Source organism: Aestuariivirga sp. (assembly GCF_020252405.1).
Lineage (GTDB): Bacteria > Pseudomonadota > Alphaproteobacteria > Rhizobiales > Aestuariivirgaceae > Aestuariivirga.
Map to the genome: position 1 here is coordinate 198,478 of NZ_JADCDA010000008.1, position 22,706 is coordinate 221,183.

Consider the following 22,706-nt stretch of genomic DNA (forward strand, 5'->3'; position numbering starts at 1 on the left):
TGCTGAAAAATTAATCATTGATCCGATTGGTGACTCTATTTTCATCATGAGATTCAACGGTTTAGCTGGAACGTGCAAGTGGCATGAAACTTGTGATGGGACTGTCACACCAATCACGGGGAGCAGGCATGAAATTCATCATTGCAGTGATCAAGCCCTTCAAGCTTGAGGAAGTGCGCGAGGCGCTGGGGGCGCTGGGCATCCAGGGCATCACGGTGACCGAGGTGCGCGGACATGGCCGGCAGCGCGGCCACACCGAATTCTACCGCGGCGCGGAATACACCGTGAGCTTCGTGCCCAAGGTGAAGCTCGAACTCGCGGTCGACGAGCACATGGCCGACAAGGTCATCGAGGCGATCCAGACCACCGGCCAGACCGGCCAGATCGGCGACGGCAAGATCTTCGTGCTGCCGCTCGAACAGGCTGTCCGCATCCGCACCGGCGAGTCCGGCACGGCGGCCCTCTAATCACAGCATCAAGGAGCAGTTTCCGATGATTTCTCCGACCTTCACCAAAAGGCTGGCGCCCGCCGCGGCGGGACTGGGCCTCACTCCGCTTTTCGTCACCGCGGCGGAGGCCGCCGCCACCGTCAACAAGGGCGACACCACCTGGATGTTGATCGCCACCTGCATGGTGGTGCTGATGACCGTGCCGGGTCTCGCGCTGTTCTATGGCGGCCTGGTGCGCGCCAAGAACATCCTTTCCGTGTTGATGCAGGTGCTGACGATTTTTTCGATCATCTCGATTCTCTGGGTGATCTACGGCTATTCGCTGGCCTTCACCTCCAATGCCAGCGCGGCGCTCAACCCGTTCTTTGGCGGCTTCGGCAAGCTGATGCTGGGGGGCGTCACGACAGCCTCCGAGGTCGGCACCTTCTCGAAGGAAACCAATATCCCGGAACTGGCCTTCGTCATCTTCCAGATGACCTTTGCCTGCATCACGCCGGCCCTCATCATCGGGGCCTTTGCCGAGCGCATGAAGTTCTCCGCCGTGCTGCTGTTCATGGTGTTGTGGTTCACCTTCGCCTATCTGCCCATGGCGCACATGGTGTGGTTCTGGGCCGGCCCTGACGCCTATACGCTGTCAGCCGAAAATCTGGCGCTGGTCAGCTCGCTGGTGGGCGAGGAGAAGGCGAAGCAATTGCTCGACGCGCTGGCCGCCGCAACGACGGAGGAGGCAAGGGCCGCGGTGCTCGGCGAATATGGCGCACTGGTCAATGCCGGAAATGGCTATCTGTTCAACCTTGGCGCACTCGACTTCGCGGGCGGCACGGTTGTTCACATCAATGCCGGCGTGGCGGGTCTCGTCTGCGCCTTGTTTCTCGGCAAGCGCGTGGGCTATGGCCGCGACCCGATCACGCCGCACAACCTGACCTTTGTGCTCACCGGCGTCGGCCTGCTGCTGTTCGGCTGGTACGGCTTCAACGCCGGATCGAGCCTCGAGGCCAACGGTCTCACGGCGCTGATCATCCTCAACTCGACGGTCGCGGCGGCCGCGGCGGCCCTTGCCTGGACCGGTGGCGAGTGGATCTTCCGAGGTCACCCGAGCCTGCTCGGCGCCGCCTCCGGCGCGGTGGCGGGGCTCGTCGCCATCACGCCTGCCTGCGGCTTCGTGGGCCCCGGCGGCGCCATCCTCATCGGCATTGCGGCGGGCTTCCTCTGCCTGTGGGCGGTGGTCGCGCTGAAGGCGAGGCTCGGCTATGACGACTCGCTCGACGTGTTTGGCGTCCATGGCGTGGGCGGCATCCTGGGCGCGCTGCTGACCGGCGTTTTCGTCAACCCGGCGCTGGGCGGCACGGGCGTCACCGATTATCTGGCGGCGGGTCCGACCGTGGCGGTCGCCGCCTATTCCTTCGGGGGTCAGATGTTTGCGCAGGTGATGGCGGTGATCGTCGCCGTTGTCTGGACCGCGGTGGTCTCCGCCGCGGCGCTGTTCATCTGCAAGGCGGTCACGGGGCTGCGCGTCAAGGAACAGGAGGAGCGCGAGGGCCTCGACCTCGTCGACCACGGCGAGCGCGCCTACAATTGACCTGATCCCACCTGTGACGGCATAGAACCCGGCGGGGGCGCCTCCGCCGGGTTTCCTCTTGCCCGCTTAAACCCAGCCTTAACCACGGCCCGGCGAAAATGGGCTTAACCATGTGTCAGGGTCGGCGGAGTGTCTCCCCGGCGGAGGCTTTGTGATGGCGTATCAACCGTCCTACGACACCGATGACAGTGCGGTTCCCGCCGCCGTCCGGATCTTCCTCATGCGCCGTCTGTTCGAGGCGGCGGGCGGCGTGCTGTTCCTGGGCCTCATCGCCGCCAGCCTGTCGCTGGCCTCGTGGTCGGTGGATGACCCTTCCCTCAACCATGCGCTTGACCGAACGGCGCGCAACTGGCTGGGCTATCCGGGTGCGGTGGCCGCCGACGAGCTGATGCAGTTTTTCGGCCTCGGCGTGCTGGTGCTGCTGGCGATCCCGATGCGCTGGGCCGCGGGCTTCCTCGCCCATGACGGCCTGCCGCGCCCGCTGCGCCAGTCTTTCTCGTGGATCCTGTGCACCCTCGCGGCCTGCGCCATGCTTGCGGCCGTGCCTGCTCCGTCCGGCTGGCCGCTCACCTCCGGGCTGGGCGGCAATGCGGGGGACGTCATTCATAATCTCATGATGATGGTGCTGTCGATCGCCATCTCCGGCTGGGTCCCGACGCTCGCCACCGGCCTCCTCATGCTGGCTGTGGCGGTGGTCTTCGGGCGGCGTGCGCTGGGTGTCAGCCGGGCCGCCGCCGTCGGGCAGGCCGCGGCCGCGCCAAGCCGAAGCCGCAAGGCCTGGCGCGCCGCAGGCTGGGCGATTGGCGTGGCCTTCCGCGCGCCCGGCAAGCTCCGGTCGCGCTGGCGCGACCTGCGCCGGACGGAAGCCCAGTTCGAGCACCAGCAGGGCGATGCCGACGATATCATCCGCCGCCTTGCCCCGCAGACCGAAATGCCGCGTCGCGGCAGGGGCCAGACGGCGGCGCGCATCGAGCCCACCTTCTCCGCCCGCCGCCCAGCCCCACCCCTCGATGACCGGGCGGAGGAGGAGCCTGCGGCGGAGGACCGTGCCGGGGAGGAAGAGGCCTGCGCCGGGGAAGACGGCTATGAAGCCGAACCGGAGCATGCCGGGGAAGAGGAGGCCGCTGAAGACGAAGCCGCCGCGCCCAAGGTGACGCGCTCCCACAAGCCGCTGAAGCAGGGCAAGCGCCTGAGGAAGGACATGCAGCCACGCCTGGGCTTCGGGGCCGCGCCGGAATACGAGCTGCCGCCGCTGACGCTGCTCGCCGAGCCGAAGCGCGCCGGCAAGCCAGCCGAGCTTTCCGACGAGGCGCTGGAGCAGAACGCCCGCATGCTTGAAGGCGTGCTCGACGACTTCGGCGTGAAGGGTCAGATCATGAAGGTGCGGCCCGGCCCCGTGGTGACGCTCTACGAGCTCGAGCCCGCGCCGGGCATCAAATCGTCCCGGGTCATTTCGCTGGCCGACGACATTGCCCGTTCGATGAGCGCCCTCTCGGCGCGCGTCGCCGTCGTTCAGGGCCGCAACGCCATCGGCATCGAGCTGCCCAATGCCAGGCGGGAAACCGTGTTCCTGCGGGAGATGCTGGGCTCCGAGGCCTTCGAGAAGACCAACCTCAACCTCGCCATAGCGCTCGGCAAGAACATCGGCGGCGAACCGGTCTTCGCCGATCTCGCGCGCATGCCGCATCTGCTGATCGCCGGCACAACGGGCTCCGGCAAGTCGGTGGGCATCAACACCATGATCCTTTCGCTGCTTTACAGGCTGCCGCCGGAACGCTGCAAGCTGATCATGATCGACCCCAAAATGCTGGAATTGTCTGTATACGAAGGAATTCCGCATCTGCTCGCTCCCGTCGTCACCGATCCGCGCAAGGCCGTGGTCGCCCTGAAATGGGCGGTCCGCGAGATGGAAGAGCGCTATCGCAAGATGTCCAAGGTCGGCGTGCGCAACATCGACGGCTACAACGCGCGCCTGAAGCAGGCGGCGCAGAAGGGCGAGGAGCTGCATCGCACCGTCCAGACCGGCTTCGACCCCGAGACGGGCGAGCCCGTCTTCGAGAAGGAGGCGATGGACCTCTCGCCCATGCCCTATATCGTGGTCATCATCGACGAGATGGCCGACCTGATGATGGTGGCGGGCAAGGACATCGAAGGGGCCGTGCAGCGCCTGGCGCAGATGGCGCGCGCCGCCGGCATCCATGTGGCGATGGCCACCCAGCGCCCCTCGGTCGACGTGATCACCGGCACCATCAAGGCCAATTTCCCCACCCGCATTTCCTTCCAGGTGACCTCCAAGATCGACAGCCGCACAATCCTGGGCGAGCAGGGCGCGGAGCAGCTGCTGGGCCAGGGCGACATGCTCTACATGGCGGGCGGCGGGCGCATCTCACGCCTCCACGGTCCCTTCGTGTCGGATGACGAGGTGGAAAAGATCGTCAGCCACATCAAGGCGCAGGGCTCTCCGCAATATGTCGAGGCCGTTACCGAGGAGCCGGAGGACGGCGTCTTCGGCGAGGGCGGCGGCACGGGCGGCGAGGGCGGCGCCTCTGGCGATGACCTCTATGATCAGGCGGTGCAGGTCGTGCTGCGCGACAAGAAGGTCTCGACCTCCTATGTGCAGCGCCGCCTGCAGGTGGGCTACAACAAGGCCGCAAGCCTTATCGAGCGGATGGAGCGGGAAGGGCTGATATCCGCCGCCAATGCCACGGGAAAACGCGAAATCCTGGCGCCGGGGGACAGCGCCCGGGACTGACATTTCCGTTATCTCCGGGCCTTGCCTCAAAATCGGCCCGTTCTTGCGGGTAAGCCTGCGTTTGCCTAAAGCATTTTCAGGTCAGGTGGACACCGGTTGACCGTCGAAAATGCGACAAAACAAAGAGATGAAGCATTTTCAGGTCAGGTGGACACCGGTTGACCGTCGAAAATGCGACCAGACAAAGAGATGGAGCAGGTTTCGATTCCACTGAACCGAAACCTGCTCTAGAAACCCTGGCGATTTGCACCGCCCCCAATCCGGAAGGAACAGGATGACCAGTCACTTTCAGCTCTCGCGCCGCGCCTTCCTGGGAGTGGCCCTCGCCACAGCCGCCGCCCTTCCGGCCATGGCCGCGGAGCCGATCGCGCTCAGCGCGGAGCAGAAGACGGCGGTTGACGCCATTTCCGGTTATCTCAACAGCTTCAGGACCTTGCAGGGCGAATTCACGCAGATCAGCCCGAAGGGCAACATGTCGCAAGGGATTTTCTACATCTCGAAGCCGGGCAAGATGCGCTTCGAATATGCGCCGCCCAATCCATTCCTGATCGTGGCGGACGGCACCTGGCTCACCATCAAGAACGTCAAGAAGGAGAAGGGCGACCAGTTCCCGCTCTCCCAGACGCCGCTGCGGCTCGTGCTGGGCGACAAGGTGGACATTCTGGGCGATACAAAAATCATCGACTTCCAGGACCAGGACGGCATCATCACCGTCACCGTGGAGGACAAGAAGAACACGCTGGGCAACGGCCAGCTGACGCTGGTCTATGACCAGGTCCGCAACGCGCTGCAGCAGTGGATCGTCACCGACAGCAAAGGCCGCAAGACCAGCGTTTCGCTCGAGAACCTGCAGGCCGGCATCAATCCGGATCCCAAGCTCTTCGTGGTCAAGATCAAGCGCGAGAGCAAGAGCGGGCCTTAGGGCATGAGCCTCAAGGTCGCCACCTGGAACATCAATTCGGTCCGTCTCCGCATCGGGCTGGTCGGCAAGCTTCTCGAGCGCTGGCAGCCGGACGTGCTGTGCCTGCAGGAAACCAAGTGTCCGCAGGGCCAGTTTCCGTCGGGTCCCATCCGCGGCGCGGGCTACGAGCACATCGCCGAGTTCGGCCAGAAGGGCTATCACGGGGTAGCCATCGTCTCGAAGCGGCCGTTCCTGGCGCAGTCCACGAAGCCGTTCTGCGGCAAGGAGGATTGCCGCCACATCCAGGTGACGGTCGCCGGCAGGAAGCCGGTGACGATCCATAATCTCTATGTGCCCGCGGGCGGCGACGAGCCGGACCCCAGGATCAACGGGAAATTCGCCCACAAGCTTCAGTTCATCGACGAGCTTGAAGCCTGGTTCGGCAAAGGCTGCGTGCCGAAAGGCCATGAGGGCATTCTCGTCGGCGACCTCAACATCGCGCCGCTGGAGCATGACGTGTGGTCCCACAAGGACCTCCTGAAAGTCGTCAGCCACACGCCGGTCGAGACCGAGGGCCTGCTGCGCATCCAGAAGAAGGGCAAGTGGGTGGACCTCTTGCGCCAGCACGTGCCGCCGGACCAGAAGCTCTATACTTGGTGGAGCTACCGCGCCAGGGACTGGGAAACGAGCGACCGCGGCCGCCGGCTGGACCATATCTGGTCGACGGCGGGGCTGGCGCCCGGCTGCAAGAAGATCGACATTCTCAAGGAAGCGCGCGGCTGGGACCAGCCCTCGGACCACGTGCCGGTGATGGCGAGCTTCGCCGCCGCCTGATCAGATCGACTTGAAGGAACGCGCCTTCTCGAACTGCCTGCGGGCGGCGTCAAGATCGCCCATCACCAGGTCGAGGCGGCGCGACAGCACGCCGAACACGGCGGCGCCGAATTCGGGAAATTCGCGGGCGAGGCGCATGAACAATTCGCGGTCGATGCGGACGGCGGAAATGCCGTTGACGGCCGTGGCCGTGACCGAATAGGGCCGGTCGCCGATCATCGCGATCTCGCCCAGGAGCGAGCCTTCGCCAACGGAGCCGAGTGGCCCCGCATCGGTGGATGAAAGACGGGCCTCGCCGCTGAGAATGAGGAAGGCAGCCGTGCCCTTGTTGCCCTGACGGATCAGGAACTCGCCTACGGAGAAGTTCTGCCGCGCGGCGGAAAAGGCCAGCAGCTGCAGGTGAACGGCATCGCAGTCCGAGAAAATCGGGATGCCGCGCAATGTCTCAACGTCCGCCCTAACGCTCATTAAACCCCAGCCCGGCCCCGGTTGTTTTCGTCCCCGGCGCATGATCCGTTCAGGCGGAATCGCCTGATCTACAAGAACATGAGCCACAGACTTTGAGGGTCGTTTACATGAGGCGGGGCGGGCCGCCAAGCTCAAGGGAGCGAAGCTCAGGGGACGAGCCTGTAGCCACCGCCTTCGGTGATCAGGATCTCGGCACGAGACGGGTCGCGCTCCATTTTCTGGCGGAGCCGGTAGACATGGGTTTCGAGCGTGTGGGTGGTGACCCCGCCATTGTAGCCCCACACCTCCTGCAGCAGCACGTCGCGGCCGACGGTCTGCTCGCTCGAACGGAGCAGGAACTTGATGATGGCGGTTTCCTTCTCGGTCAGCCTGATCTTGCGGTCGCTGCCGTCCATCAGCAGCTTGGCCGAGGGCTTGAAGATGTAGGGGCCGACCTTGAAGGTGGCGTCCTCGCTGTGCGCGTGCTGGCGGAGATGGGCGCGGATGCGCGCCAGCAGCACGGCGAAGCGGAAAGGCTTGGTCACATAGTCATTGGCGCCGGAATCCAGCCCGAGGATGGTGCCGGCCTCGGAGGCCTCGGCGGTCAGCAGGATCACCGGGCTCCTGTAACCGTTCTTGCGGATGATCTTGCAGGCCTCGCGGCCGTCCATGTCGGGCAGGTTCACGTCGAGGATGACGAGGTCGGGCGCGTCCGCCTTGATGGCCTTGACGCCGGCGGTGGCGGTGGCGGCCTCGGTGACGGCGAATTCGTCATGCAGGGAGAATTGTTCGGTCAGCGTCTCGCGCAGCATGTCGTCGTCATCGACGATGATGATCTTCTTCGTACTGCCCATCGCTACCCCTTGCCCTGAAGTCTTTGAAATCGCTTGCTCCAGCCATGGCGGATGTTAAGGTGTCACATGGCCTTTTCAAGGCCGAAGTGCCGGAAATTCCGCCCTGTGAAAAGAACTGTCCAGACCATCCGCGTCCTCACCCGCAACGCGACGGTGGCGACGGGCCTGCTGAAGGTGGGCGGGATGACATTCCCCTGCTCCATCGGCAGATCCGGCAAACGCTTCCTGAAGCGCGAGGGTGACGGGGCGAGCCCCAGGGGCGGCTGGCAGGTTCGCCGCCTGTTCTACCGCGCCGACAGGGGCCTGCCGCCGCGCACCGGCCTCAAAGCGCAGGCGATGCGGGATTTCGACGGCTGGTGCGAGACGGTGGGCGACCGCAACTACAACCGCCTCGTCCGTATTCCCTATGCCACAGCACACGAGACGATGAAGCGGGCGGACCACCTCTATGACGTGGTGGTGGAGCTGTCCCACAACGGGCGGCCGCGGGTGCAGGGGCATGGCAGTGCGGTGTTCTTCCACCTGCGCCAGCCGGACGGCGGGCCGACGGCGGGCTGCGTCGCGGTGTCGATGCGCGACATGCGCATCATCCTGGGCCTGATCGGTCGCCACGCGAGGATTGTCATCTGACCGGATGTCGTGAGTGCCGAGTTGACAGACAGCGTCACGCCAACTACGTCTTACCCCAGCAACTTCATTTGGTAGAGGATTTTCCGGTGCTTCACATTGATCTGCCGGCCACCCAGGACATCGCTGAACTCAGCCGCGAACGTGCTGACGCCTGCGTGTCGATCTACCTGCCCACCACGCCGGTGACCCAGAACATCCGCGCTGCCCGGATTGAATATGGCAATCTGGTCAAGCAGGCGCTGGCGCAGCTCGACGAGGTGGGCTTCGACAAGCGCCGCCGCGCCCTCCTGGAAGAGAACCTCACCACCTTCGCCGAGGACGACGCCTTCTGGGCGCTGCAGGCGCACAGCCTTGCCGTCCTGGCCACGCCGGACAGGCTGCGCACCTACCGCCTCGCCAACAATCTATCGCAGGCGCTGGATGTGTCGGATCGCTTCTATCTCAAGCCCCTGCTCCGGGCGCTCGCCTTCCCGCATGAGGCCTATGTGCTGGCTCTCTCGGAGAATGGCGTGCGGCTGATCGAGGTGCTGCCCGGCGGCGTTGCGCAGCCCGTGAAGGTGCCGGGACTGCCGAAGGACGCGGCAAGCCATTCCGGCAAGTCCTCGCTCAACGACCGTTCGCACAGCGGCCGCATCCATGGTGACGAGGGACAGCGCATCCGCCATCTGCAGTATCTCCACGCCATTGACGGGGCCCTGCGTCCGCTGCTCGTCGGGCACAGCGCGCCTCTGATCGTGGCGGGTGTCAACCCGCTCGCTGTCCTGTTCCATTCGGTCAATCGCTATCATCACCTTGTAAGCCAGATAATCAGTGTCAACCCGGACGAGACCACCGACCAGGAACTCGCGGCGCGCACCGCGCCGCTGCTGGACGAGGTCTATGCCGAAGAGCTTGCCAAGCTGAAGGCGGTCTATGGCAACCGCAGCGGCGTGGGCCGCACCTCAGCCGACCTGAGCGACGTGGCGCGCGCCGCGGTGCGCGGCGCTGTCGAGCTGCTGATGGTGGACATCGACCAGAACGTCCAGGGCTGGATGGACGAGGACGGCGGCATCCGCTTTGCCGCGGCGGACACCGCCAAGAGCTATGACATCGTCGATGAGATCGCCGCTCATGTACTGGCAACCGGCGGCCGGGTTCTGGCGGTCCGCAAGGACGATCTGCCTGTTCCCGGCGCCGCGCTCTGCGCCATCCTGCGCTACGCCGGCTGAGGCCGCGTTCCGAAGATGGCGGAGCCAACCCTCACATGGGTGGCCCCGCAGGCGATTGCCGTGGCGTAGTCGCCGCTCATGCCCATGGAGAGCTGGCTGAGGCCGTTGCGGGCGGCGATCCCGGCCAGCAGGGTGAAATGGGGATTCGGGTCCTCCCCGTCGGGCGGGATGCACATCAGGCCTGAGATCTCGAGACCGTGAACGTCGCGGCACTCCTTCAGAAAAGCATCGGCCTGATCGGGGTCGATCCCCGCCTTCTGCGGCTCGCGGCCGGTGTTGACCTGGACGAAGAGCTTGACCCGCTTTGCCTGCCGGCGCATTTCGCTGGCGATCCCGGCTGCGATTTTCGGGCGGTCCACGGTGTGGATGGCGTCGAAGATTTGCACGGCCTCCGCCGCCTTGTTGGACTGGAGCGGGCCGATCAGGTGCAGTTCAATGTCCGGCCAGGCCATCCTGAGGGCCGGCCACTTGGACTTCGCCTCCTGCACCCGGTTTTCGCCGAACACCCGCTGGCCGGCCTCGATGACCGGGACGATCTCCGGCCCGCCGAAGGTTTTGGACACGGCGATGAGGGTGACGCTTTCCGGCGCCCGGTGGGCCTGCCTGGTGGCCGCCGCCACCCCGTTCAGCAGCTTTTTCAGACCCTCGTGGACCATGCCGGAAACTCCTGTCAGCACGCTGCTTTAGGGCATGATCCGCAAAAGTGGAACCGGTTTTGCGATAAGATCATGCGCAAGTTTTTGATCTGGCGCGTGTTCCGTCCGGGCGGTTCCGCCTGAACGGAACATGCGCCAGGCCAGGCTTGCGGGGCATTTCAAGGACTGGTACCAGCTTCCGCCAGGCCGCCCCCCCCGTTTCGACAGGATAACTGCCGTGAGCATGGAACGTTACAACCCGCGCGACGCCGAGCCGCGCTGGCAGAGGCACTGGAGCGAAAACAAGAGCTTCGAAGCCAGGGAAGACGCCTCGCGCCCGAAATATTATGTGCTCGAGATGTTCCCCTATCCGTCGGGCCGCATCCACATGGGGCATGTGCGCAACTACACGATGGGCGACGTGATTGCGCGCTTCCGCCGGGCGCTGGGCTACAATGTGCTTCACCCCATGGGCTGGGACGCCTTCGGCATGCCGGCGGAGAATGCCGCCATCGACCGCGGCGTCCATCCCAGGTCCTGGACCTACGACAACATCGCCACCATGAAGCGCCAGCTCCAGTCGATGGGGCTGGCGCTGGACTGGAGCCGCGAGATCGCCACCTGCGATCCCTCCTACTACGTGCATGAACAGGCGATGTTCATCGACTTCATGAAGGCCGGTCTCGTCGAGCGCAAGGTTTCGATGGTGAACTGGGACCCGGTGGACCACACGGTGCTCGCCAATGAGCAGGTCATCGACGGGCGCGGCTGGCGCTCGGGTGCGCTGGTCGAGAAGCGCGAGCTCGCGCAGTGGTTCCTGAAGATCACCGCTTACTCGGACGAGCTGCTCTCGGCGCTCGACGGCCTCACCAAATGGCCGGAAAAAGTGCGGCTGATGCAGAAGAACTGGATCGGCCGGTCGGAGGGCATGCGCTTCTCCTTCGCGCTCGAGGACGAGACCGGCAAGGCGCTGGACGAGCGCCTGACCGTCTACACGACGCGCCACGACACGATCTTCGGCGCCAGCTTCTGCGCCATCTCGGCCGATCATGATCTGGCCAAACGCCTTTCCGGGAAGGATGCGGGCCTTGCCGCGTTCCGCCGCGATGTGGCGGCGCTGGGCACGTCCGAGGAAACGATCGAGCGCGCCGAGAAGAAGGGCTATCCGCTGGGCCTTTATGCCCGCCATCCCTTCCGCCTCGGCGTCAGGCTTCCGGTCTATGCCGCGAACTTCGTGCTGATGGGCTATGGCGAAGGCGCCATCTTCGGCTGCCCGGCGCATGACCAGCGCGACCTTGACTTCGCCCGCAAATATGGCCTGCCGGTGATCCCCGTTGTCGCGCCGAAGGGCGCCGCCCCCAGGACTTTCGAGGTGGGCAGCGAGGCCGTCCTCGAGAAGGAAGGCGACAACGCCGTTCTCATCAACTCCGGCTTCCTCGATGGCATGAGCGTGCCGGAGGCGAAGGAGGAGATTGCGAAGCGCATGGAAGAGATGGGCATCGGCGGGCGCAAGGTGAATTTCCGCCTGCGTGACTGGGGCGTCTCGCGCCAGCGCTATTGGGGCTGCCCCATTCCGGTGATCCATTGCCCGTCCTGCGGCATCGTTCCGGTGCCGAAGGAACAGCTGCCGGTGACGCTGCCGGAGGACGTGAGTTTCGACAAGCCGGGCAATCCGCTGGAGCATCACCCGTCCTGGAAGCACGTCAGCTGCCCCTCCTGCGGCGGCAAGGCGAAGCGCGAGACCGACACCTTCGACACCTTCATCGACTCGTCGTGGTATTACGCCCGCTTCTGTTCGCCGCACGCGGCGGACCCGGTCAGCATGCCCGCGGCGGAATACTGGATGAGTGTGGACCAGTATATCGGCGGCGTCGAGCACGCGATCCTGCACCTGCTCTACTCGCGCTTCTATGCGCGCGCCATGACGGCGACGGGCCACCTGGCCGTCAAGGAACCCTTCGAGAGCCTGTTCACGCAAGGCATGGTCATCCACGAGACCTTCCGTACACGGAGTGGCGAGTGGGTGCTGCCGGCCGACGCCGTGAACCGGGACGGCCGGTGGGTGCATGCCGGGACCGGCGAACCGCTCGACGTGGGCGGCGTCGAGAAGATGTCGAAATCGAAGAAGAACGTGGTCGACCCCGATGACATCATCGCCCGCTTCGGCGCCGACACGGCGCGCTGGTTCATGCTGTCCGACACGCCGCCCGAGCGCGACATCGAGTGGACCGAGGCCGGCGCCGAGGGCGCCTGGCGCTTCACCCAGCGCGTCTGGCGTCTCGTCAACGACGCGGCGGATTATCCGGGTGGCGGGGATGCCGGGGCCTCCCTTGACCTGCGCCGCGCCGCCCACAAGGCGCTCGCCGCGGTGACGGACGATCTCTCCTCGCTGCGGTTCAACCGCGCCATCGCCCGCATCTACGAACTGGCCAATGCGCTGGCTGCCGCCCTCGCCGTGGCCAGGGCCGATGCGGCCTCCGTCAAGGAAGCGGCGGAGTTTCTTGTTCTCGCCTCCGCCCCCATGATGCCGCACCTTGCGGAAGAGTGCTGGCAGGCCATGAAAAAACCGGGCTTCGTCGTCGACACCGCCTGGCCCAAGCCGGATCCGGCTCTGCTGGCGGATGACCAGGTGACAATCGCCGTGCAAGTCAATGGCAAGCGCCGGGACGAGATTACGGTGGCGAGGGATCTGGCGCCCAGGGCGGTGGAGGAACTGGTGCTGAAGCTCGCTTCGGTGGCGCGCGCGCTGGAAGGCCGCCCGGCGAAGAAAGTGATTGTGGTGCCCGGCCGTATCGCCAATATTGTCGGCTGATGCCGAGGCTTTCCGCCACCCTGCTGACGGTTGCCGCGCTGGTGCTGGCCGGCTGCGGCTACCGTCCCATGTACGGTTCATCCGCCACCAATCCGGGCGTTGCCGGAAGCCTTGCCTCGATCTCGATCCCGGAGGCGTCCGACCGGCCCGGCCAGATCATCCGCAACGAGCTCATCTCCTCCATGCAGACCGGCAAGGGGCAGGAGGAACGTTATCTGCTGAATCTCACCACCACGGTTGCCGACAATGACGTGATCGAGAACACGCAGCCGGCGGTCACGCGGCAGGCCATCCTGATCACCACCGGCTACGAACTGGTGGACCGCACCACCGGCAAGGTGGTGACCAGGGGCACAACCTTCTCCCGCGTGCCTTATGACGTGGTCCGCCAGCCCTTCGCCGACCTGCAGGCCCAGAAGGACGCCACCGAGCGCGCCGCGCAGGAAGTTGGGGCCGACATCCGCACCAGGCTCGCGGCCTTTTTCGCCAAGCAACAGCAGAGCTCATGACGGCCATCAAGCCCGCGGGGCTCGATGCCTTTCTCCGCAGCCCCGATCCGGCCATCGCCGCCATCCTGATCCATGGCGAGGAGGGCGATGCGGTGCGCGAACTCGCGCGGCGTGCCGTGAAGAAGATTGTCGGCCCGCCCGACGATCCCTTCGCCGTGACGTCGCTGACCGATCAGGACGTCGTTTCGGATCCGGCGCGCCTCATCGACGAGGTGCAGTCGATCTCGATGTTCGGCGGCTCCAGGGCCATCTGGGTGAAGGGGGTGGGCGAGGGCTTCCTTAAGGCCGCGCTGCCGCTGCTCGAAGGCAAGGCGCGGGGCAATCTCGTGGTGGCGGAAGCCGCCGCGCTGCCGAAGAACTCGCAGCTCCGCGCCCAGTTCGAAAAGAGCCCACATGCGCTGATCGTTCCGCTCTACGAGGCGGAGGCGGGCGAGATCGCCGGCATGGTGGAGCAGTTGCTCCGGCAGGATAATCTGAAGATCGGGCAGGATGCGCTGGCGCGCTTCATCGAGCTTGCCGGAACGGCGCGTGGCCTCGCGACGCGCGAGGCGGAGAAGCTGGCGCTCTATTGCCTCGGCCGCGCTCGGGTGAGCGTGGAGGACGTGGAGGCGATCTGCGGCAATGACACAGGCTCGACGCCTGATGCGCTGGCGGATGCGGTGTTCGGCGGCGAGGTGGCGGAGGCGGACCGGCTGTTCCACGATCTGGTGCGCGGCGGGCAGGACGCCGGGCGGCTGCTCGGCGTTGTCCACGGTCAGGCGCTGAGGCTTGCCGAATTCCGCCTCGCCGTCGACCGCGGCGCGACGGCCGACCAGGTGGTCAAGCAGGCGCGCCCGCCGGTGTTCTTCCGCCGCCAGCGGCTGGTCATCGCGCAGGTGCGGGCCTGGGGCCTTTCCGACCTTGTCACGGCCGGCGGCACATTGTCCGCCAACGTGCTGGCGGCGCGCCAAAACAGCGAACTGGCGCAGGCCATTGCCGGGCGCTGCCTTCTGTCTCTGGCGCGCAAGGGCCTGGCGCTGCGGCTTGACCGCTGAAGCGTCCCGCAACGCTGGCGCAAGCTCTCTGGCGCACAGTGCGCCAAGGGGACGGCAGCACGCAATGGCGGAGAAATTCACCGACATCCTCACCTATGTCCTGTCCCTGGCGCTGGCGGCCGGGGTCATCGCCTTTGCCGCCTACAAGGTGGTTGCGCTCAACGGCATGGAAGATCCGCCGCCCAATCTCGGCCTCAATTTTCCGGCGCCCAAGCGCAAGGTGATCATGGATGGCCCGGCAGGCGCCGACCCGCTCACCACGCAGTCGCTCGGCGCGGTTCCCCGCGCTGGCGCCGACGATGCGCCCGGCGCCGTTCTCGCCTATGAGCTTCTCACTGTGTTGGATGGCGTGGCCTTCGTGGCGGTCGATGACGCGGCGGGAAAGACGCTGGTGCCGGTGACCATCGGCAGCAGGCTGCCCGGCGGCCTCACCGTGTCCGGCATGGGCCGCCGCGGCGGGCGCTGGTGGCTGGCCGCCGGCCCGCTGCGGATCGAGCAGGGCCTGCCCGCTCAGTAAAGGCCGTTCAGCAGCCGGTCGATATAGTCGCGCTCGATTTTCGGCAGGTTCGATTCTCCCGCGCGGGAGCGCAGCATTTCAAGGATCTGGCGGGCGCGCTCCATGGCGAGTTCGGAGGGCAGCATGTTCTTGTCCGGGCCCTGGTTCTCGACGCTGCCCGGCAGCGGGCGGCCCAGCGGATCAACGTCATCGCCGCGGGCCTCGCCGTTCTGGCCTTGCGAATCCTGCTGGCCGCGCGACTGCTGCATCAGCTGCTCGGCCATGCCCCTGGCGCCTTCCCTCAGCTTCTGCATTGCCTCGCCCTGTTCGCCCAGCGCCTGCTCGCGGTCGCCCTGGCGCAGCGAGTCTTCGGCGCGGTTCATGTTCTTGCCCGCCTGGCCGAAGGCGCGCGGCGCCTCCATGCCGTTCCGGCCGAACTGCTTCATCATGTCCTCCAGCATCCTGCCCAGCTCCTGCTGGCGGTCGCCGAGGCTTCCCGTGCCGGACTGTTTGCCCTCGCCCGGCTGCTGGCCGTCGTTGGGCTGGTCTTCCCCGCCCATGCCCTGCTGCGGCATGCGCTGGGTCTCGTCCATCAGATTCTGCTGCTGGCGCATCAGGCCGGTGAGCTTGTCGAGCATCTGGCCCAGCGGGCTCTCCTGGCCCTGGCCCTGGCCCTGGCCCTGCTGCGGCATGCCCGGCCTCAGGTTGCGGAGAATGTCCTCGAGCTGCGAGAGCAGCTGCTGGGCGGCTTCATTGTTGCCGCTCTTCGACAGCTTGTCGATCATGTCCAGCATCTTTTGCAGGTCCTGCGGCGTCACCGTCTGGCCCGGCGGCTGGCTGGCCTCCTTCTGCTGCTGGCCTTCGGCGAGGCGCTTCTGCGCCTCCTTCATCTTCGAGTCCATGTAGCGGTCAAGCGCCTGGCGCAGCTTCTTCGTCAGCTCGGCGATGCGCTCCGGCGGCGCGCCCTGCCTCAGCGCCTTGTCGAGTTCCTTGCGCAGCGCCTCAAGCTCCGCCCTGGCATCGGCAGAGGCGCCGTCCTCGATGTTGACGGCGATCTGCCAGAGGTCGCCGATGACGGCGCCGATGTCGGCGCGGTCTTCCGCGGCGCGCAGGCGCGAGCGCACGGCGGCAATGGCGATCTGGGTTCCGGAGCGGTCGATCAGGCCCTTGGGATAGGTGAGGATGGCGTCAAGCATCTCGGCCACGCCGCCCGCCTCCTGCGGATTGAGAATGAGGCGACGGCGCTGCTCGATGAGGGCGCGGGCCAGGGGCTTGGTGAACAGGCGCTCGGGCAGGCGGAAACTGTGCTTGGCGCTCTCGGTGGCGTGGCCCGCGGCATCGCGCGCGGTCAAAGTCATCTCCACCATGAAGCCGGCCCAGGGATGTTCCGCCACATCGGCCTTGGATTCGCCGGTCTCCTCCTTGGGCGAGGCCTTGCGCAGGCCGATCTTGAGCTGCGGAGGATCGAACTCGAAGATGCCGGGGCCGGAGAAGCCCACGCCCCCGTCCTGGTCATCGGCCAGATAGATATCGGCGGTGACGCCGGTGACGCCATAGTCGTCCGACACCTTCCATTTCGCCGTCAGCGTGCCGGAGGAATCGCCCGCGGGGACGGCGGCGATCTCCACCCTGGGCGCGGCATCGGGGATGAGCGCGATGCGCCAGACGCCAAGCTCGCGGCCGCCATCCGACACCCTCACGGTGGCGGGGCGGGTGAGGGTCACGCCGGCCTGGAACAGGCCATCGGCCGATTTCACCTGCGGCTTCAAATCGGCGATCTCGGGCGTTGCCGCATCGCCGTCCACGAGTTCGTGGAAGGTGAGCTTGGGCGCCGCCGCCCCGGCAACGCGCAGCGAAAGCACGGTATTCTCCGGCACAAGCAGTTCCGGGTCCTGCTTCAGGCGTTCCGCCATGGCGGCCCCGGTAAGCAGCAGAGGCGGCTTGCCGGTGTAGGCGGGAGGCTTCAGCCAGGCATCCAGCGCCAGCTCCGGCTGCGCGCCGGGCGGCGCAAAGCTGAAACTGCCGGACAGGCTGCCGCGGATGTCGCCCGGTCCCAGCAGGACCGCAACGGCCAGGGCCAGCGCGACGGGCAGGCGAAGCGCCCGCGGGTCGATGTCGCGCCAGCGGGAGCGCGGAACGCCGGCCTTGAGATCGACCAGGCCCCTGAGCTGGCGCAGGCGGTGCTCCTCCCACAGCGCCTTCTGGAGGGGGTCGTCGATATCGCTGGGGAGCCGGTCGTCGCGCGCCGAGACGGGGCGGTGGAAAAGGCCGGATGTCTGCTCGACGCGGCGCATGGCCTCCTGGCGGCTGGGCCAGCGGAGGCCGAAACTGGGGCGGAGCGACCAGAGGAAGGCCAGCGCCCAGGCCACCATCAGCGTGGCCCGTGCCCAGGCGGGCAGCATCGGCAGCAGGCCGGCGATCACCAGAGCGGCTGCGGCGGCCAGCAGCACCAGCGGCCAGTGCAGGGCCGCCCATACGCGCTCGAACCCCAGGGCCAGGCGGGCCTGGGCAATCTTGTGGTCGATGTGGGTCGCGCGCGGATTTGCCATGATCAGTGTCAGCATAGCACGGATGACGGCCAAAATGCGCCGCGGCGGCGATCACAATCGCGGCAATCCCCCGGACGCGTCACTTTCTGTCCTGCCAGGCGGCAAGGCGGTCCAGTCCGATCAGCTCCTCATAGGTCTGGCGGGGGCGGACCAGGGCCCATTTGCCGCCCTTCACAAGGACTTCCGGCACCAGCGGCCGGGTGTTGTAGGTGCCGGCCTGCACCGCGCCATAGGCCCCGGCCGTCATGGTGGCGAGAAGGTCTCCCGGCGCGACCTTGGGCAGTTTCCGCCCCCTAGCGAGATAGTCACCCGACTCGCAGACGGGGCCGACGACGTCCGTCATCATGGTTTCGTCCGTGGCAGGCGCCGCCACCGGGATGATCTCGTGATGGGCGTCATAGAGGGTGGGGCGGATCAGGTCGTTCATCGCCGCGTCCTGGATGACGAAGTGCTTCCCGGCGCCGTCCTTCACGTAGATCACGCGCGACACCAGCACGCCCGCATTGCCGGCGATCATGCGGCCGGGCTCGAGCACGAACTTGAGGTTCAGATGGCCCAGCGTCTTCCGGACCATGGCCGCATATTCATCCGGGTGCGGAGGAATGTCGTTGTCGCCGCGATAGGGCGCTCCCAGGCCTCCGCCGAGGTCGAGGTGGCGGATTTTGTGGCCGTCCCCGCGCAGCTCCCCGGTCAGCCCGCCCATCAGCCGGAAGGCTTTCTCGAAGGGGGCGAGCTCGGTGATCTGGCTGCCGATATGCATGTCGATGCCGGCCACGTCGATGCCGGGAAGGGCCGCGGCGCGGGCATAGACCTCGCGCGCGCGGCCGTAGGAGATGCCGAACTTGTCTTCGGCCTTGCCGGTGGAAATCTTGTGATGCGTCCTCGCATCGACGTCCGGGTTGACGCGGATCGACACCGGGGCGCGCTGGCCGGAGCGTTTGGCCACGTCCGACAGGAGTTCAAGTTCGGGTTCCGACTCGACGTTGAAGCAGGCAATGCCCTCGCGCAGCGCCAGCGCCATTTCGCGCGCCGTTTTGCCGACGCCGGAGAACACGATCTTGCGGGCGGGCACGCCGGCGGCGAGCGCCCGGCGCAATTCGCCTTCCGAGACCACGTCCATGCCCGCGCCCAGCTCCGCCATGGTGCGGATGACGGCCTGGTTGGAGTTCGCCTTCATGGCATAGCAGATCATGTGGTCGGCGCCGGCGAAGGCGTCGTCCATGACCCTGTAGTGGCGCTCCAGCGTGGCGCTGGAATAGCAGTAGAAAGGCGTGCCGACGTCCTCGGCCAGCGCCTTGAGGCTCACGTCCTCGGCATGGAGCACGCCGTCGCGATAGGCGAAATGATGCATGGCTATTGGGCCTGTTGGGTCTCGGCGGGCGTCTCGGTTGGCTTGGGCGGCTGCGGGTCGCCCTTGATGCCGCAGGCGGCGAGCGCGACAGCGATCGCGGCGAGCAGGAAAATGGTTCTCATCCCGGTCATCCTTTCAGCAGCTTGAGCCAGCGCTTCGCCTCGCGCGCCACGTTCCTGGGCGACGTGCCGCCGAAGCTCGTGCGCGAGGCGGCGGAGGCTTCTACGGTGAGCACCTTATACACGTCCCTCGTGATGCGCTTCTCGACCGACTGCATGGCGGCAATCGGAAGTTCCGGCAAATCGCAGCCCGTCTTCTCGGCCAGCGCCACCAGGCTGCCCGTCACATGGTGCGCCTCGCGGAAGGGAATTTTCAGCGTACGGACCAGCCAGTCGGCGAGATCCGTGGCCGTCGAGAAGCCGGCGGCCGCGGCCTTGCGCATCTCGTCCTTGTTGGGGACCATGTCCCGCACCATGCCGGTGGTGGCGGCAATCGCCAGCGACATGTTGTCGAAGGCGTCGAAGGCGGGCTCCTTGTCCTCCTGCATGTCCTTCGAATAGGCGAGCGGCAGGCCCTTCATCACGGTCAAAAGCGACAGGAGCGCGCCGATGATGCGGCCGGGCTTGGCGCGCACCAGTTCGGCGGCATCGGGGTTCCGCTTCTGCGGCATGATGGAGGAGCCGGTGGTGAACCTGTCCGACAGCTTGACGAAGCGGAACTGGCTCGTCGACCAGATGACGATCTCCTCGGCGAGCCGCGAGAGATGCATCGAACAGATGGCGCAGGCCGACAGTGTCTCGAGCACGAAGTCGCGGTCGGCCACCGTGTCGAGCGAGTTGCGCGTCGGGCGGTCGAAGCCCAGGGCGGCGGCCGTCATGTGGCGGTCGATGGGGAAGCTCGTTCCGGCCAGCGCCGCCGCACCCAGCGGGTTCTCGTTCATGCGCCGCCGCGCATCCGCCAGCCGCGAGCGGTCACGCGCCAGCATCTCGACATAGGCCAGCATGTGGTGGCCGAAGGTGACGGGCTGGGCGACCTGCAAATGGGTGAAGCCCGGCATGACGGTTGCCGCATGGGCCTCCGCCTTCTCCGCCAGCGCCAGCTGCAGCGCCTTCAGCTGCTGGTCGAGGCGGTCAACCGTGTCGCGCACATAGAGCCGGAAATCGAGCGCCACCTGGTCATTGCGCGAGCGCGCGGTGTGCAGGCGCCCGGCGGCGGGTCCGATCAGCTCCTTCAGGCGGGATTCGACGTTGAGGTGGACGTCCTCCAGCGCGCGCGAGAAGGTGAAGGCGCCGGCCTCGATCTCGGCTTGCACCTGGTCGAGGCCCTTCCTGATGAGGGCGGCATCGGGTTTCGAGATGATCCCCTGCTTCGCCAGCATCGCGGCATGCGCTTTCGAGCCTGCAATGTCCTGGGCGAACAGGCGCTTGTCGAAGCCGATCGAGGCGTTGATCTCCTCCATGATCGCGTCCGGCCCCGACTGGAAGCGCCCGCCCCACATCTTGTTGGTCATCGAAAATCCTTCATTCCGTCCGAAACACTCTGCGCATGAGCACCGAAAAGAAAAAATCCAGCCCCCTGGCGCAGATCGCGGCGGGCCTCGTCATTCTCGCAGCGATTACGGGCTATTATCTGTATGAAGCCGCCGGGCGCAAGGCCGGACCTGCGGAAACGGCGGTGGAAACGCCTGCGACCGCGGCTCCGGCGGCCCAGGGCGGCCTCAGCAAAACGCTGTCCACCGGCACGCTTGCCGCCTTCCTGATCCATCCGGAACCCAAGCCGCTCCCTGACATCGCCTTCGCCGATGGGCAGGGAAAGCCTCTGAAACTCAGTGACTGGAAGGGCCGGGTGGTGCTGGTCAACCTCTGGGCCACCTGGTGCGCGCCGTGCCGGAAAGAGATGCCGGATCTGGCGAAGCTCCAGCAGGAACTTGGCTCGGACCAGTTCGAGGTGGTGGCGGTCAGCGTGGACCGGAAGGGGGCTGAAGCCTCCTCCAGCTTCCTGAAGGAAACCGGGGCGGACGCACTCAGTCTCTATGTGGAACCATCGACCAAGATCGTCACGGACCTGCAGTCGGCGGGGCTGCCCGCCACCATCCTGGTGGACCGCCAGGGCCGCGAACTGGGCAGGCTCCTGGGCCCTGCGCATTGGGCCAGCCCCGAGGCCCAGGCGCTCATCAAAGCGGCACTGGCAGAGAAGTAACCTGCAGGCAACGGTTTCCGCTGCTCGCTATGGCGGAACGGCCTGCCCGTTGGGCCGAAAGGCAAACCTTACGAATCAATAGAATCTTCTCTCGCTCAGGCGCAGGTGGGCCTTCCCGCCACCCTACCTGATCGTCTCGCGTGCCGCGAGTTGGGCGATATCCTGCGTGACGCCAGCTCGCGTTTCAGCAAGTTTCATTGACTCAACCTGAGGATTATCTTCAATTCCCAATCTGAAATGCTCGGAGGTCCCATGCTTTTGTGTGTCGAGGATCAAGTCGATTGCTTGCTCCTGATAGATCGTGACTACGAGATGTTTGGGGCCGCAATGATCGCTGACGAGCTAAATCAAGCCCGACCTGAGCTCTCTCTAGATGTACTGGAGGAAAGCGAAGGGGAATATATGGTGCTGAGCGATAGTCTGCGAGAATTCTACGTGCTCATCAGTTTCGTCCAAGAAAAAGTGGACTCTGAGATTTTGGCGCGAGCGCTGTCATCATCTTATGCAACTGCATTATCGGCCGGCATTGAAGAAGCTGCTGAAGAGCATCGAAGCTACATTCATATCACAGCTAGCAACAACCACCCCAGCGAGCATGTCATTGCCGGGGTCCTTGACGAGATCGCACCTGACCTACGCCAGTCGATGCAATCTGTTCGGACTGAATTTGAAGCAGATCAGATCGAAGGCAAGATCGTGGTCTGCCAGCATATTGCAAGGCTGCTCTCAGAAATGCTGCCAGTGGTTGCAGTTCACTGGGGGCAGTCAGACTTGCTCTTAAGTGGGGATTGTTTCGTTGAACAAGATCCAGAGGATTTTCCATCGCTCATACATGTCCACCCGTTTCTCTATCCCGATAAGACCGCCGATGACGGGAGCGCCCTGGGCTTGACGACACGGGGCGCCAGATATGTCATCGGACGGGAAATCGATTTTAGGCCTTGCCGCGCCGAGTTCGCGTGGATGTTTGACCGAACTCTTAGTTTCTTGCGCATGGCCCGGATGAACAATCACAATACTGTCCCTGATGGTCACAGTTTTGGAGAAGACGAGGATGAAGTTATCCGCGTGCGCTATTTGCCGCCCGTGCCCGGGCAGATTCCACTTATTGCTCTTGAAGTGGAAAGAAGCATCGAACACGGCATCGGCGCAAGAGCCAGGAAGCGGAAACCAAACTGATCAATGGATCGGGACGGGCTTTCTGGCGATTGTGAAGGAAAGTAGCGGCCTCGCCCGACTGGCCGAAAAGCAATCATTACGAATTGTAGCTCCGACGTGGCAGAGAGAGGATTTCTGCCTCTAGAGCGGCGGGCGGTCATGCAGAACCGGGGTCTTTTCCCTCCCCCTTGTGGGCAGGCGAATCGCATATTGAAAAAGTCCTTGCGGATCAGGGCCATTGGGACTCGATAGGCAGGCAGCTTCTGTTGGGAGGTTTGCCATGTCTGGTTTGCTGGACTATTTTTCTGA

Annotated in this window: 20 protein-coding genes; 13 read left to right on the forward strand and 7 right to left on the reverse strand. The window is 65.4% G+C overall.

Annotated features, from left to right (window positions below; genetic code table 11):
* Window positions 1-128: 128 nt before the first annotated feature.
* The 5 genes from IOC69_RS02445 (at window position 129) to IOC69_RS02465 (ending at window position 6,515) form a co-directional block, all read left to right on the forward strand.
* Entirely contained in the window at window positions 129-467 is a 339-nt protein-coding gene (locus tag IOC69_RS02445) for a P-II family nitrogen regulator (protein ID WP_111197642.1), read from the forward strand.
* Window positions 468-492: 25 nt separating this feature from the next.
* Window positions 493-2,028: an ammonium transporter gene (locus IOC69_RS02450; protein ID WP_290541924.1), complete on the forward strand. Its 1,536-nt coding sequence runs from the start codon at window positions 493-495 to the stop codon at window positions 2,026-2,028.
* Window positions 2,029-2,182: 154 nt separating this feature from the next.
* Window positions 2,183-4,780 carry a DNA translocase FtsK gene (locus IOC69_RS02455; RefSeq protein WP_290541925.1) on the forward strand — a complete coding sequence of 866 codons (2,598 nt, stop codon included), beginning with the start codon at window positions 2,183-2,185 and terminating at the stop codon, window positions 4,778-4,780.
* Between the two features lie 274 nt (window positions 4,781-5,054).
* Window positions 5,055-5,702 carry an outer-membrane lipoprotein carrier protein LolA gene (locus tag IOC69_RS02460; RefSeq protein ID WP_290541926.1) on the forward strand — a complete coding sequence of 216 codons (648 nt, stop codon included), beginning with the start codon at window positions 5,055-5,057 and terminating at the stop codon, window positions 5,700-5,702.
* A gap of 3 nt (window positions 5,703-5,705) precedes the next feature.
* Entirely contained in the window at window positions 5,706-6,515 is an 810-nt protein-coding gene (locus tag IOC69_RS02465) for an exodeoxyribonuclease III (protein ID WP_290541927.1), read from the forward strand.
* On the opposite strand, the gene IOC69_RS02470 is transcribed toward IOC69_RS02465, so the two are convergent.
* Together IOC69_RS02470 and IOC69_RS02475 are read right to left on the reverse strand one after the other, a co-directional pair.
* On the reverse strand, window positions 6,516-6,983 hold the full coding sequence (locus tag IOC69_RS02470; protein ID WP_290541928.1) for a Crp/Fnr family transcriptional regulator: 468 nt from the start codon (window positions 6,981-6,983) through the stop codon (window positions 6,516-6,518).
* A gap of 146 nt (window positions 6,984-7,129) precedes the next feature.
* The gene (locus IOC69_RS02475; RefSeq protein WP_290541929.1) at window positions 7,130-7,816 is read right to left on the reverse strand and encodes a response regulator transcription factor; all 687 of its coding nucleotides are present in this window, start codon (window positions 7,814-7,816) and stop codon (window positions 7,130-7,132) included.
* A 105-nt stretch (window positions 7,817-7,921) separates the two neighbouring features.
* Between IOC69_RS02475 and IOC69_RS02480 the strand changes: the two genes are divergently transcribed.
* Together IOC69_RS02480 and IOC69_RS02485 are read left to right on the forward strand one after the other, a co-directional pair.
* On the forward strand, window positions 7,922-8,446 hold the full coding sequence (locus tag IOC69_RS02480; protein WP_290541930.1) for a L,D-transpeptidase family protein: 525 nt from the start codon (window positions 7,922-7,924) through the stop codon (window positions 8,444-8,446).
* An 86-nt stretch (window positions 8,447-8,532) separates the two neighbouring features.
* The gene (locus tag IOC69_RS02485; RefSeq protein ID WP_290541931.1) at window positions 8,533-9,654 is read left to right on the forward strand and encodes a hypothetical protein; all 1,122 of its coding nucleotides are present in this window, start codon (window positions 8,533-8,535) and stop codon (window positions 9,652-9,654) included.
* On the opposite strand, the gene IOC69_RS02490 is transcribed toward IOC69_RS02485, so the two are convergent.
* Window positions 9,642-10,310, reverse strand: a complete 669-nt coding sequence (locus IOC69_RS02490; RefSeq protein WP_290541932.1) for a YggS family pyridoxal phosphate-dependent enzyme — start codon at window positions 10,308-10,310, stop codon at window positions 9,642-9,644. The two genes, IOC69_RS02485 and IOC69_RS02490, sit on opposite strands and share 13 nt — an antisense overlap.
* Before the next feature lie 217 nt (window positions 10,311-10,527).
* Here IOC69_RS02490 and leuS point away from each other — a divergent pair, with 217 nt between their 5' ends.
* From leuS to IOC69_RS02510, 4 genes are all read left to right on the forward strand, one after another.
* Window positions 10,528-13,101 carry a leucine--tRNA ligase gene (leuS, locus tag IOC69_RS02495; protein WP_290541933.1) on the forward strand — a complete coding sequence of 858 codons (2,574 nt, stop codon included), beginning with the start codon at window positions 10,528-10,530 and terminating at the stop codon, window positions 13,099-13,101.
* The gene (locus IOC69_RS02500) at window positions 13,101-13,610 is read left to right on the forward strand and encodes a hypothetical protein (protein ID WP_290541934.1); all 510 of its coding nucleotides are present in this window, start codon (window positions 13,101-13,103) and stop codon (window positions 13,608-13,610) included. Before leuS ends, IOC69_RS02500 begins: the two co-directional genes overlap by 1 nt.
* Complete coding sequence (gene holA, locus IOC69_RS02505) at window positions 13,607-14,644, forward strand: DNA polymerase III subunit delta (protein ID WP_290541935.1); 1,038 nt, start codon at window positions 13,607-13,609, stop codon at window positions 14,642-14,644. The genes IOC69_RS02500 and holA overlap by 4 nt, the downstream gene beginning before the upstream one ends.
* A 64-nt stretch (window positions 14,645-14,708) precedes the next feature.
* A complete protein-coding gene (locus IOC69_RS02510; RefSeq protein WP_290541936.1) occupies window positions 14,709-15,161 on the forward strand; it encodes a hypothetical protein in 453 nt (150 codons plus the stop codon).
* On the opposite strand, the gene IOC69_RS02515 is transcribed toward IOC69_RS02510, so the two are convergent.
* The 4 genes from IOC69_RS02515 to argH all read right to left on the reverse strand — a co-directional run bounded on the left by IOC69_RS02515 (window position 15,155) and on the right by argH (window position 20,550).
* A complete protein-coding gene (locus tag IOC69_RS02515) occupies window positions 15,155-17,689 on the reverse strand; it encodes a TIGR02302 family protein (RefSeq protein WP_290541937.1) in 2,535 nt (844 codons plus the stop codon). The two genes, IOC69_RS02510 and IOC69_RS02515, sit on opposite strands and share 7 nt — an antisense overlap.
* 79 nt (window positions 17,690-17,768) lie before the next feature.
* The gene (gene lysA / locus IOC69_RS02520) at window positions 17,769-19,040 is read right to left on the reverse strand and encodes a diaminopimelate decarboxylase (RefSeq protein ID WP_290541938.1); all 1,272 of its coding nucleotides are present in this window, start codon (window positions 19,038-19,040) and stop codon (window positions 17,769-17,771) included.
* A gap of 2 nt (window positions 19,041-19,042) precedes the next feature.
* Entirely contained in the window at window positions 19,043-19,162 is a 120-nt protein-coding gene (locus IOC69_RS02525; RefSeq protein WP_290541939.1) for a lipoprotein, read from the reverse strand.
* A 5-nt stretch (window positions 19,163-19,167) separates the two neighbouring features.
* Window positions 19,168-20,550, reverse strand: a complete 1,383-nt coding sequence (argH, locus tag IOC69_RS02530; protein ID WP_290541940.1) for an argininosuccinate lyase — start codon at window positions 20,548-20,550, stop codon at window positions 19,168-19,170.
* A gap of 35 nt (window positions 20,551-20,585) precedes the next feature.
* Between argH and IOC69_RS02535 the strand changes: the two genes are divergently transcribed.
* Together IOC69_RS02535 and IOC69_RS02540 are read left to right on the forward strand one after the other, a co-directional pair.
* A complete protein-coding gene (locus tag IOC69_RS02535) occupies window positions 20,586-21,239 on the forward strand; it encodes a TlpA disulfide reductase family protein (RefSeq protein WP_290541941.1) in 654 nt (217 codons plus the stop codon).
* A gap of 327 nt (window positions 21,240-21,566) precedes the next feature.
* Entirely contained in the window at window positions 21,567-22,418 is an 852-nt protein-coding gene (locus tag IOC69_RS02540; protein WP_290541942.1) for a hypothetical protein, read from the forward strand.
* The last annotated feature ends 288 nt before the right edge of the window (window positions 22,419-22,706 follow it).

Coding starts and splice junctions, on each gene's coding strand:
- IOC69_RS02515 (WP_290541937.1), bottom strand. CDS start 17,689: ATGGCAAATCCGCGCGCGACCCACATCGACCACAAGATTGCCCAGGCC.
- lysA (WP_290541938.1), bottom strand. CDS start 19,040: ATGCATCATTTCGCCTATCGCGACGGCGTGCTCCATGCCGAGGACGTG.
- IOC69_RS02450 (WP_290541924.1), top strand. CDS start 493: ATGATTTCTCCGACCTTCACCAAAAGGCTGGCGCCCGCCGCGGCGGGA.
- IOC69_RS02500 (WP_290541934.1), top strand. CDS start 13,101: ATGCCGAGGCTTTCCGCCACCCTGCTGACGGTTGCCGCGCTGGTGCTG.
- argH (WP_290541940.1), bottom strand. CDS start 20,550: ATGACCAACAAGATGTGGGGCGGGCGCTTCCAGTCGGGGCCGGACGCG.
- IOC69_RS02455 (WP_290541925.1), top strand. CDS start 2,183: ATGGCGTATCAACCGTCCTACGACACCGATGACAGTGCGGTTCCCGCC.
- holA (WP_290541935.1), top strand. CDS start 13,607: ATGACGGCCATCAAGCCCGCGGGGCTCGATGCCTTTCTCCGCAGCCCC.
- IOC69_RS02475 (WP_290541929.1), bottom strand. CDS start 7,816: ATGGGCAGTACGAAGAAGATCATCATCGTCGATGACGACGACATGCTG.
- IOC69_RS02535 (WP_290541941.1), top strand. CDS start 20,586: ATGAGCACCGAAAAGAAAAAATCCAGCCCCCTGGCGCAGATCGCGGCG.
- IOC69_RS02540 (WP_290541942.1), top strand. CDS start 21,567: ATGATCGCTGACGAGCTAAATCAAGCCCGACCTGAGCTCTCTCTAGAT.
- IOC69_RS02525 (WP_290541939.1), bottom strand. CDS start 19,162: ATGAGAACCATTTTCCTGCTCGCCGCGATCGCTGTCGCGCTCGCCGCC.
- IOC69_RS02490 (WP_290541932.1), bottom strand. CDS start 10,310: ATGGTCCACGAGGGTCTGAAAAAGCTGCTGAACGGGGTGGCGGCGGCC.
- IOC69_RS02510 (WP_290541936.1), top strand. CDS start 14,709: ATGGCGGAGAAATTCACCGACATCCTCACCTATGTCCTGTCCCTGGCG.
- IOC69_RS02445 (WP_111197642.1), top strand. CDS start 129: ATGAAATTCATCATTGCAGTGATCAAGCCCTTCAAGCTTGAGGAAGTG.
- IOC69_RS02470 (WP_290541928.1), bottom strand. CDS start 6,983: ATGAGCGTTAGGGCGGACGTTGAGACATTGCGCGGCATCCCGATTTTC.
- IOC69_RS02460 (WP_290541926.1), top strand. CDS start 5,055: ATGACCAGTCACTTTCAGCTCTCGCGCCGCGCCTTCCTGGGAGTGGCC.
- IOC69_RS02465 (WP_290541927.1), top strand. CDS start 5,706: ATGAGCCTCAAGGTCGCCACCTGGAACATCAATTCGGTCCGTCTCCGC.